The organism is Oryzihumus sp. (assembly GCF_036391795.1).
In the GTDB taxonomy this organism is placed as follows: Bacteria; Actinomycetota; Actinomycetes; order Actinomycetales; family Dermatophilaceae; genus Oryzihumus.
In genome coordinates this window covers 1-10,346 of the sequence record NZ_DASVZH010000267.1, presented here as the reverse complement: position 1 = coordinate 10,346, position 10,346 = coordinate 1, and the positions used below count along the sequence as shown (strand labels likewise).

The following is a 10,346-nucleotide window of genomic DNA, read 5'->3' as shown; positions in this document are numbered from 1 at the left end:
GCGGCAGATGCGGAAGTTGCGTCGGCTTCATAGGGGCGTTGACAGACTAAGGCCGCCCAGAACCAACCCCGCCACGCCAAGGGTCACCCCTGCCAGAGGCATCTTGTCCATGGACAGGAAGATCAAGCTCAGCGCCAAGCCGACTACGGCCACCAAGACGATGACCAAGCGCCGTCTACGACTGCTTCGGGACCACGCGCTGCTCCGCGATGAGCTCGACATAGGTGCATTTTGGCATTCACGGCCTCGACGGAGGGGGCAATGGTGATCACGGGTCTGCTGCACAAACTCTGCCGTTGTTGGACGCAGGAGCATCTCCCGCTCATCGGCAGTTCCGCGCATTCTCCGCGGCATGAACGCTCGCATGGCTTGGGTGTGGCAGTGGTCGGTTTCGAGCCTGTTGGGCTTTGGCGTTGAGGTAGCGCTGTTCGGGGATGGAATCGGTGAGTGTGGTCGCCCGGTGATAGGCGTCCGCGGCTTCCGGGCTTTCCAGTGCGTCAAGCAGGTGCGCCACAGCGGCGAGGATGCGGTGGTCTCGCGGGCGTGCTGTCAGGAGGGGCCGTAGCGCCTCCAGCCCGGCAGCGGGTCCGTCCAGCTCACTGAGGGCGATGGCAGCCCCGAGCTCAGCGGCGGGACTGGGTGCCACGGTGAGCAGCATCCGGTAGAGCTCGTGGATCTGCGTCCAGTCAGTGGCTTGGAGCGTTGCGGCCGTGGCGTGCACGGCCGCGATTGCGGCCTGAAGCTGGAAGGGTCCGACCGGGCCGTTCGGGAGCGCTACCTCGAGCAGGGAGACCCCGCGCGCGATCTTCTCCTGGTCCCACGCCTCCCGGTCCTGCTCGGCCAGGGGGATCAGGATCCCGTCTCGCGTGCGCGCCGCGGCGCGCGCTTGCACCAGCAGCATCAGGGCGAGCAGTCCCATGGTCTCGGGGTCGCGAGGCAGCGCCCGGTGCAGCCGTCCGGTGAGCCGTATGGCCTCGGTGACCAAGTCATGGTTGATGACCGCACCGCCGGAAGGTGGAGCGGCTCCGGTGGTGAAGATCAGGTGCAGCACGTGTCGGACAGCGTGCAGGCGTTGGGGCAGTTCTGCTGCCTCGACGGTGCCGAAGCGGGCACCTTGTGCGCGAAGGGTGGCCTTGGCACGGCTGATCCGCTGGGCGGCCGTGGTCTCGGGCACCAGAAGCCCTGCCGCGATCTCTCGGGTGGTCAATCCGGCGACTGCTCGCAGCGTGAGTGCGACGGCCGAGGGGGTGCTGAGGCTGGGGTGGCAGCACAGCACGAGCATCTGGAGGGAGTCGTCGTGATCCACGGTGCGCTCGCTCCACAGCACGGCCCTCGACGTCTCCTCGTGGACCTCCCGGTTGGTGCGGGCGGCGTTCGCCCTGTGGGCGTCGATCAGGCGGCGGGAGGCGACCCGGATCAACCATCCGCGCGGGTTCTGTGGCACGCCGTCACGGGGCCACTGCTCGGCGGCGGCGAGCAACGCCTCCTGAGCTGCGTCCTCGCAGTCCTCCAGGACGGATCCGCGTCGCAGCAGCGCCGCGAGGACGTGTGGCGCCTCGCGGCGCCACACGTCCTCGATCTCGGTGGGCACAGGAGTCAGGACTCGCAGCCCGGTCGCATCGTCGGTCGGAGCTCGACCGTGTCACCCGGGCACGAGAATGCAGCGGCGAGCTCCTCGGCGCGCTCCTGGGATTCCACCTCGATCACGAAGAAGCCGGCCAGGTGCTCCTTGCTCTCGGCGTAGGGACCGTCGATTGGAAGCGGCTCGCCCTGGAAGTGGAACACCCGCGAGGATGTCGGGTCGCCCAGCGCGCACCCGTAGATGATCTCGCCCTTGGCATCGGCGTCGCCGAACACCTTCTCCCACCGAGCCCCGAGATCCGCCTGCTGCTGGGCCGGCAACGCCTGATACTCGCTGGTGTGGGCGCTCGTCGGGTGACCCCACGGCTGCGGGTTGGAGTGGATCAGAATGACGTACTTCATTGGGGCTCTCCTTCTACTGGCGGCGGCCGATCGGCCACCTTCATACCCGAACGTCGGAACCGGGGCGCAGAACTCGACAACGACTACGGACATGGATCAGATGCATCCCGAAACGCCTCGACACGGCCGAGCACTCTATGAGCGTCCACTGCAGTTCACCCCGCCCATCGGCACATCCGGACATCGGCAGATCAGGTCGGGCCCCTGACCCCCTCCGACCTTCGTCGCCGAGGGGGCTCAGTTGGCGCCGAGGACGGCAAGACCAAACGCTCACTGATTTTCGCGAACCCGAGAGCGGTTATTTCGCGAACACCTCTGGCGTGGCGGAGGCGGACGGGAATCGAACCCGCCTGACCCGGATGCCGGGTCACACCGGTTTTGAAGACCGGGAGGGCCACCAGGCACCTTCACGCCTCCCTCGCGCACCGGCAGGGCCGGAGGACGAGGTGGCCAGTCAAGCAGGTCATGCGGCCCGGGGCGACCGGGGCGGAACAGGTGTGTGGTCGCCGTCCGCCGGGTACGGTCACGAGGTCCACGACCCGACGACGGGAGAGCGCAGATGAGCGACGAGAGCACACCGGCACGCGGGCAGGAGGGTCAGCCCGAAGGGGCCGACCGGCTGAGCGCGGTCGACGACGCCCGCGAGCAGATCGCTGAGGATGCCGAGCTGCAGACCGCGCTGCAGGAGGCGTCGACAGAGGCGCCGCCGTGGCCTGGCCAGGGCGCGTCGGGCCAGGATGAGTCCGAGGAGCCCGATCCGACCGGCCAAGGCGGCTGACGCCGGCACCGTTCCGTTCACAGGAGGCTGCGGGCATGCTGTCGCAGCCTCCTGGGCGGGGCCGCCTGCTCCCGCTCCCCGGCATGGAGGACCCCGTAGGTGAACCCGTCCTCCCCGTGCCTGCGGGCCTGCTCGCTCAGCTCGACCAGCGTCGCGCGTGCCACGACGCTGTCCTGGTGCTCGCCGAGCCGGTCCTGGACGGCCTTGACGGCCTTCGCATAGCGCCGCATCGACTTTCCGGTCACCGGACGGGCCGACTCGGCGGCGTAGCGCAGCCGCTTGGTCGCCTTGCGCAGCTCGTGCAACGCCAGGTCCGTCTCGGGCGGTGCGTCCGCCCGGCGAACCGCCTTCGCCGCCTTCCGCACCCGCCTGCGCTCCCGCTCGACCGCGGCGGCCGCAGCCTCTCTCGCAGTCTGTTCCGCTGCGACGCCGTCACCGGGCAGGTCCGCGACGAGCTGGTCCAGGTGGTCAAGCAGGGCGAAGTAGCGGCCGCTGTCCAGGGCCTGCATCGCCTGCGCGCACCCCTCGGCGTGCTGCTCCTGCAGCTCGTGCCGGACCCTGTCGCGGACCGGCCCCCGGACCAGGTCCGGCGGCAGCACCTCGAGGTGCCGGTCGAGGCGCTCTCGCATGACCTGCGCATCCCGCGCCCCGCCCAGCTCCCTGCCGAGCCAGCGCAGCTCGTCCCTCACGAACCGGCGCAGGTCACCGTCGAGCTCCTCCCGGTAGCTCGTCAGGGCAGCGCGCACCCGACGGGCTGCGATCCGGAGCTGGTGCACCGAGTCGTCCAGGCCGCGACGCAGTCGCTGGTCCTGTTCCTTCAGGTGCGTGAGGTGGACGTGAACGGCATACCGCAGGAGGTGACCGGCCGGGTCCTGGCGCCGCGGCTCGGGCACGTGCAGGAGGGGTGCCGGGCGGTTGCCGAGCGCGCGGGCGAGCTTGGAGCTGCTCGACGAGGCAGTGGCGCCGGCGGCGACGAGCACCTCCTCTGCGGCCTCGAGCAGGCCGTCGCGGCCACCGTCGCCGAGCTCGACCTCCCACTCGCGCCATGAGGAGCGGCGCAGCCCGCGGGTGCGCGGCCGCGCGGTGACCTGGTCGTCGGTGACCGTGGCGAGGACCTCGTGGTCGGGGCCCACCAGGCGTCGCGCCCGGCGCTCGGTGCGCAGCTCCACCACCGGCACCACCGGTTCTCGTCGGACGTGGACCCGCACGGGCTGCAGCAGCTCCTCGGGCACCGGCTCGCCCTCGGGGCCGAGGGGGGCGGTCAGCTCCTGCCTGGCCGACTCGCCAACGGGCAGCTTCAGCGTCCACCCCGGGTCCTCACCGCCGGACCGGCGGCGCAGCGTCACCCCCTGGGTGGCGAGCGCGAGGCCCGGGGTGTCGTAGTAGGTGGCGTGCAGCGTCCACGGCTCGGGGGACTCCACACCGACGACACCGGGCAGGCCCGTGAGCGCCTCGACAGGAGGCACCGCCGTGGACTCGCCGACGTCGTACTTGCGCTCGATCTCCAGGTTGTCCTGCACCATGACTGAGCAGTACCCCGGAACCGGCAAGGCCAGACGCCTCGCCGACGCTGATGGGTCGTGGTTGAGTCGGGGCATGACCAGTGTGAGCTCAGTGACCCGCCTGACGCAGTACGCCCGCGGCGGCGGCTGTGCCTGCAAGATCCCTCCCGGTGAGCTCGAGTCGGTCGTGCGCGGACTGGCCGGGCCGGCCCACCCGGACCTGGTCGTCGGCCTCGAGAGCGGCGACGACGCAGCCGTGGTGCGCATCGAGGCCGGAGTCGCCGTCGTCGTCACCGCCGACTTCTTCACGCCGGTCGTCGACGACGCCTACGACTTCGGCCGGATCGCGGCCACCAACGCGCTGTCCGACGTCTACGCGATGGGCGGCCGCCCGGTCGTCGCCGTCAACCTCGTCGGCTGGCCGCGCGAGGTGCTGCCGGCGGAGCTGCTCGCCGAGGTCCTGCGCGGAGGGGCGGACGTCGGCCGCCTGGCCGGGTGCCACGTCGCGGGAGGCCACAGCATCGACGACCCGGAGCCGAAGTACGGCATGGCCGTCACCGGGGTCGCCGACCCCGAGCGGTTGATGCGCAACGACGCAGCACAAGCGGGTATGCCGCTCAGCCTCACCAAGCCGCTCGGGGTCGGGGTCCTCAACAACCGGCACAAGGCGACGGGCGAGGTGTTTCCCCACGCTGTGGCCGCGATGACCACCCTCAACGCCGAGGCCTCGCGGGCCGCCCTCGCCGCGGGGGTGCGGGCCGCCACGGACGTCACCGGCTTCGGGCTGCTCGGCCACCTGTTCACCATGGCGCGGGCCTCGGGTGTCAGCGCCGTCGTCGACGCGGCCGCGGTGCCCTACCTCGAAGGGGCCCGTGAGGCGCTGCGTGACGGCTTCGTCAGTGGCGGCACCCGGCGCAACCTGGACTGGGTGCGGCCGCACCTGTCCGCCACGGTGTCCGAGGACGAGCTGCTGCTGCTGGCCGACGCCCAGACGAGCGGTGGCCTCCTGGTCGTCGGGGAGGTGCCGGGCGCGCCCGTCGTCGGCGAGGTGGTCCCGGCCGGCGAGCACGTGCTGACGGTCCGCTGACCGGCCACGCGCCAGCGTAGGCGACGCACCGGCGCCAGGACACGCGCCGAGAGGGACGTTCCTCGGGCTTTCAGGTCACCTGAAGCCCCAGAAACGTCCCTCTCGATGGAAGTGCGGGTCGGCAGGAGGAGCGGGGCGCCGCCGGGAGGTGGGGGCTCGGGGGCTCAGGGCTGGTCGCGGCGGCGGGCGTCGAGACGCTCGCGCTGGGGAACCACGGTGTAGCGCGGGTCCAACGCCGAGGCCTGCCCGGCCTCGAAGATGCCGAACCGCGTGCAGGCCGAGCCGGCGAGCAGTGCCGCACCGGACAGGGCAGCCGCGAGCCGGCTGCGTCCGGCGAACAGGGCCGTGCCGACCGCCCCGGCGGCGGTGAGCGCCTTGCTGGCGCGCAGGAGCTGTCCGGCGCGGCCGGCGTGCAGTGGCTCGGCGGTCAGGCCCATCGACTGCTCCATCCGCTGGGCGGCGACCAGCTCCAGCGCGGCGCCGCCGATGGCCAGCCGACGGGCCGGACCGGCCTGGGCCGGGGGCGAGGCCAGCATGCCCAGCCCGCCGGAGGCGCTGGCCGCGGAGCCGACGAACACGAACGGCAGCTCTCGGTGCGCCTCGTGCCACGACGGCGTCGCCGTGTCGGTCAGCAGCACGGCCGTGTAGGACGCGACGGCCGGCGCCACGACGCCGGCGACCAGCCCGGCCGGACGCCCGGTGGCGCCGAGCACCGTTGCCGCCCAGCGCAGACGATGGGGGAGCAGTCCGCTGAGCTCGGACACGCCGGCCAGACCGGCCATGGGGCCGTAGGCCGACAAGACCCAGGTGCCCACCGACATCGGCGACGTCGGCTTGGCCACGCGGAGCATGTTGACGAAGCGCGACGGCTTGCCCAGGTCGTGCACCAGGGCGGCGAAGCTGAGGATGATGCCGACCAGCGCCCCGATCCGGCCCGCCCGCCGCAGCGCCGGACGTCCGGTCAGGTCGGCGCCGGCGCCCAGCAGCGAGGAACCGGCCGCGAGCCCGCCGAGGAACAGGTAGGCCGGGATGTCGGCTTCCCACGGTGAGGGCTTGACGACGGGGCGTCCGTAGTAGGAGGTGAACGTGGCCTCGGGCACCATCCGGCGCTCACCGCCGCGACCGCCCCGGCCGCGAGCCCGCCCGGCCCGGGTGCCCGGCACCGCGTCACGCCCGGGGGCCTGGTCCAGCGGACCCTGACGGTCCACACCCGGGCTCATGAGCGACCGCCCAGGAAGGACAGGACGGCGCCGGCGAGCAGGGCGCCCGCCGCGAGCCCAGCCTTGCGCCACATCTCCGGCAGGTCGCGGGTGGTGACCACCGGGTCCGGCGGCAGGCCGTAGACCTCGGGCTCGTCGAGCAGCAGGAACATCGCCCCGGCACCACCGATGCCGTCCTCGGGGTCCTCGCCGTAGAGCCGGGCGTCGGCGACGCCCTGCTCGTGCAGCGTCTCGACCCGGGTCTGCGCCCGCTCCCGCAGCTCGTCGAGGTCGCCGTACTGGATCGACTCGGTGGGGCAGGCCTTGGCGCAGGCCGGCATGTCGCCCACGCCGATGCGGTCATAGCAGAGCGTGCACTTCTGGGCGATGCCCACGTTCCTGGTCCCGGCGTCACCCTTGCGTCGCTCGATGACCCCGAAGGGGCACGCCGGCACGCAGTAGCCGCAGCCGTTGCAGATGTCGTCCTGCACCACCACCGTGCCGAACTCGGTGCGGAACAGCGAGCCGGTCGGGCACACGTCGAGGCAGGCGGCGTGGGTGCAGTGCTTGCACACGTCCGAGGACATCAACCAGCGGAAGTCCATGCGCCCGGCGCCGTCTGCGGACTCCGCACCCTCGGCCGCGTCGCCGTCCACCGCCGGCCGCACGGACGGCATACCGAGGTCGACGCTGCTGCGCTCGCGCAGCAGGCCGGGCTCCTGGTGCCCCAGCGGCTTGGGCTGCTCGATGAAGGCGACGTGGCGCCACGTGCTGGCCCCGAGCGCGCCGGTGTTGTCATAGGAAGAGCCGAGAAGGTCGAGGTCGCCGTCCATCGGGATGGCGTTCCACTCCTTGCAGGCGACCTCGCACGCCTTGCAGCCGATGCACACGGTCGTGTCCGTGAAGAAGCCCTTGCGTGGCGGCGCCTGCTCCCAGCCGGCGTCGGGGGCCGGGTCGAGCGGGCCGTGGAGCCGGTTGCTCATCAGTCGTCGTCTCCCTCATGGACACCGTGCGCCGTCGGCTGGCGCGGCGTGCGCTGGGTGTTGCCGGTCTCGATCGTGATGCCGGCCCGGCTGCGGTAGCTCGCGACCAGCTGCAGCAACGCCGGGCCGGTCGGCCGCCGGCCGGGCTGGATGTCGCAGGAGGCCACCTTGGTCTCCTGGATGTGGACGTTGGGGTCCAGCGTCACGCCGAACAGGTCGTTGGCCGAGTCACCGCTGACCACTGCGTCGCCACCGACGCCCCAGTGATAGGGCAGGCCGATCTGGTGGATGGTGCGCCCGCCGACCGTGAGCGGGGCGATCCGGTCGGTGACCAGGACGCGTGCCTCGATCGCCGTGCGGGCGGTGACGATGGTGGCCCAGCCGAGGTGCTCCAGGCGCCGCTCCCGGGCGAGCTCGGGGGAGACCTCGCAGAAGAACTCCGGCTGCAGCTCGGACAGGTAGGGCAGCCACCGGCTCATGCCGCCGGCGGTGTGGTGCTCGGTGAGACGGTAGGTCGTGAACACGTAGGGGAAGACCTCCGCCCCGGCCTCCGGGCCTGATGGGTTCTGAGGGTTGTCCTTGCGTTTGAACACCTGCCGCGTCGGGCTCGACTGCTGGGAGTACAGCGGGTTGCTCACCGGCGACTCCTGCGGCTCGTAGTGCGCCGGGAGGGGGCCATCGAGCAGCCCGGTGGGGGCGTAGAGCCAGCCCTTGCCGTCGGCCTGCATGATGAACGGGTCGTCGCCGGCCAGCCCGTCCGGCCCTCCTGTCCCCTCCGGGGGGCGGTATGACGGGGCCTTGTCGACCTGGAAGTCGGGGACGTCGTGACCGGTCCACTTCCCGGCGTCGGCGTCCCACCAGACGTAGGCCTTGCGCTCGCTCCACGGCTTGCCCTCGGGGTCGGCCGAGGCGCGGTTGTAGATGATGCGCCGGTTGGACGGCCACGCCCAGCCCCACTCGGGGGCCACCCAGGACTGCTCCTGACCGGGCTTGCGCCGGGCGGCCTGGTTGACGCCGTCGGCGTAGACGCCGGTGTAGATCCAGCAGCCACCGGTGGTCGAGCCGTCAGCCTTCATCTCGGTGTAGCTCGACAGCGGCTGTCCGGCCTTGTCCCCGTCGAGGTGGACGCCGTTGATCTCCCGGAGCACCGCCTCGGCCGACGGCTCGCCCCGGTCGTTGACGGGGTAGTCCCAGACGAGGTCGCGCAGCGGGCGGTCGCGCTCGAGCGTGGAGTCGGCCAGGCGCTCGCGGATCTTGCGGCCGAGGTGGAAGAAGAAGTGCAGCTCGCTGCGTGCGTCGCCCGGGGGCTCGACCGCCTTGTGGTGCCACTGCAGCATGCGCTGGGTCTGCGTGAACGACCCGTCCTTCTCCACGTGCGCGGCGGCGGGGAAGAAGAACACCTCGGTGGCGATGTCCTCGGTGCGCAGCTCGCCGGTCTCGATCTCGGGGCTGTCCTTCCAGAACGTCGCCGAGTCGATCATCGCCAGGTCGCGCACCACCAGCCACTTCAGGTGGGCCATCGCCAGCCGCTGCATGCGCCCGTGCGCCGAGCCGACCGCGGGGTTCTGGCCGAGCAGCATGTAGCCCTCGACCTTGTCCTCGAGCATGTCCATCACGGTCTGGTAGGTGCCGTGGTCGCCGGTCAGCCGCGGGAGGTAGTCGAAGCAGAAGTCGTTCTCGGCAGTGGCCGCCTCCCCCCAGTACGCCTTGAGCAGGCTGACCATGTAGGCGTCGGCGTCGGCCCAGAACCCCTTCTGCTCCTTGCTGAACGTGGCCTGCAGGTAGCCGTCGAGGCCCGGGTGCTCGTCGGCCTTGGGCATCGGCAGGTAGCCCGGCAGGATGTTGAACAGCGTCGGGATGTCGGTCGAGCCCTGGATGCTGGCGTGGCCCCGCAGCGCGAGGATGCCGCCGCCGGGACGGCCCATGTTGCCCAGCAGCAGCTGGATGATCGCCGCACCCCGGATGTACTGCACTCCCACGGAGTGGTGCGTCCAGCCCACCGAGTAGACCCAGCAGGTGGTGCGGTCGCGGCCGCTGTTGGCGGTGACCGCCTCGCACACCTCGAGGAACAGCTCAGGCGGGACGCCGCACACGTCCTGGACCATCTCGGGGGTGTATCGCGCGTAGTGCCGCTTGAGCACCTGGAAGACGCACCGCGGGTGCTGCAGCGTCTCGTCACGGTGAACCCGGCCGTGCTCCAGGCTGGCGCCGTGGCCGCCCATCTCGTGGCCGGCGGCGCGCGAGGCCTGCGAGCCCTCGTGCTCGGTGCCGGTGGCATGGCTGGGCCCCTGCGCCTCGCCCTCCTCCTCCTGAGCGGGCTCCCTCGCGTTGCCGGCGGCGGCGTACTCGGCCGCGCCCTCGTAGCCCCACGTCTCGGTGTCGTAGGTGCCGGTCTCCGAGTCGTAGCCGGAGAAGACGCCGTCGAGGTCCTCGGTGTCCTGGAAGTCCTCCCGCAGGATCGTCGCGGCGTTGGTGTAGGCGACGACGTAGTCGTGGAAGTACTTCTCGTTGCTCAGGATGTAGTTGACGATCCCGCCCAGGAACACGATGTCGCTGCCGGCGCGCAGCGGGACGTGGCTGTCGGCCACCGCCGAGGTGCGGGTGAACCGCGGGTCGATGTGGATGACCTTGGCGCCACGCGCCTTGGCCTCCATCACCCACTGGAACCCGACGGGGTGGCACTCGGCCATGTTCGAGCCCTGGATGACGATGCAGTCAGAGTTCTGCAGGTCCTGCTGGAACGTCGTGGCGCCGCCGCGACCGAACGAGGCCCCCAGACTGGGGACGGTGGCGCTGTGTCATATGCGCGCCTGG

General features: G+C 71.5%; 7 protein-coding genes, 1 tRNA gene and 1 pseudogene. 2 read left to right on the top strand and 7 right to left on the bottom strand.

Annotated features, from left to right (window positions below; genetic code table 11):
- Positions 1-322 precede the first annotated feature (322 nt).
- From VF825_RS16405 to VF825_RS16395, 3 genes are all read right to left on the bottom strand, one after another.
- The gene (locus VF825_RS16405) at positions 323-1,591 is read right to left on the bottom strand and encodes an RNA polymerase sigma factor (RefSeq protein ID WP_331115294.1); all 1,269 of its coding nucleotides are present in this window, start codon (positions 1,589-1,591) and stop codon (positions 323-325) included.
- 5 nt (positions 1,592-1,596) lie between these two features.
- Entirely contained in the window at positions 1,597-1,983 is a 387-nt protein-coding gene (locus VF825_RS16400) for a YciI family protein (RefSeq protein WP_331115292.1), read from the bottom strand.
- Between the two features lie 321 nt (positions 1,984-2,304).
- A tRNA-Sec gene (locus VF825_RS16395) sits at positions 2,305-2,400 on the bottom strand.
- A 142-nt stretch (positions 2,401-2,542) separates the two neighbouring features.
- Between VF825_RS16395 and VF825_RS16390 the strand changes: the two genes are divergently transcribed.
- Entirely contained in the window at positions 2,543-2,761 is a 219-nt protein-coding gene (locus tag VF825_RS16390) for a hypothetical protein (protein ID WP_331115290.1), read from the top strand.
- A 17-nt stretch (positions 2,762-2,778) separates the two neighbouring features.
- Here VF825_RS16390 and VF825_RS16385 read toward each other — a convergent pair whose 3' ends face one another.
- The gene (locus VF825_RS16385; protein ID WP_331115289.1) at positions 2,779-4,284 is read right to left on the bottom strand and encodes a CYTH and CHAD domain-containing protein; all 1,506 of its coding nucleotides are present in this window, start codon (positions 4,282-4,284) and stop codon (positions 2,779-2,781) included.
- Positions 4,285-4,357: 73 nt separating this feature from the next.
- Between VF825_RS16385 and selD the strand changes: the two genes are divergently transcribed.
- Entirely contained in the window at positions 4,358-5,350 is a 993-nt protein-coding gene (gene selD, locus VF825_RS16380) for a selenide, water dikinase SelD (RefSeq protein ID WP_331115286.1), read from the top strand.
- 164 nt (positions 5,351-5,514) lie between these two features.
- Here selD and nrfD read toward each other — a convergent pair whose 3' ends face one another.
- From nrfD to fdh, 3 genes and pseudogenes are all read right to left on the bottom strand, one after another.
- Complete coding sequence (gene nrfD / locus VF825_RS16375; protein ID WP_331115284.1) at positions 5,515-6,570, bottom strand: NrfD/PsrC family molybdoenzyme membrane anchor subunit; 1,056 nt, start codon at positions 6,568-6,570, stop codon at positions 5,515-5,517.
- Positions 6,567-7,532, bottom strand: coding sequence for a 4Fe-4S dicluster domain-containing protein (locus VF825_RS16370; protein WP_331115282.1), 966 nt, complete (start codon positions 7,530-7,532; stop codon positions 6,567-6,569). The genes nrfD and VF825_RS16370 overlap by 4 nt, the downstream gene beginning before the upstream one ends.
- A pseudogene (fdh, locus tag VF825_RS16365) lies at positions 7,532-10,330 on the bottom strand (formate dehydrogenase); the annotation flags it as partial. The gene VF825_RS16370 and the pseudogene fdh, both read right to left, overlap by 1 nt.
- Between the last annotated feature and the right edge of the window lie 16 nt (positions 10,331-10,346).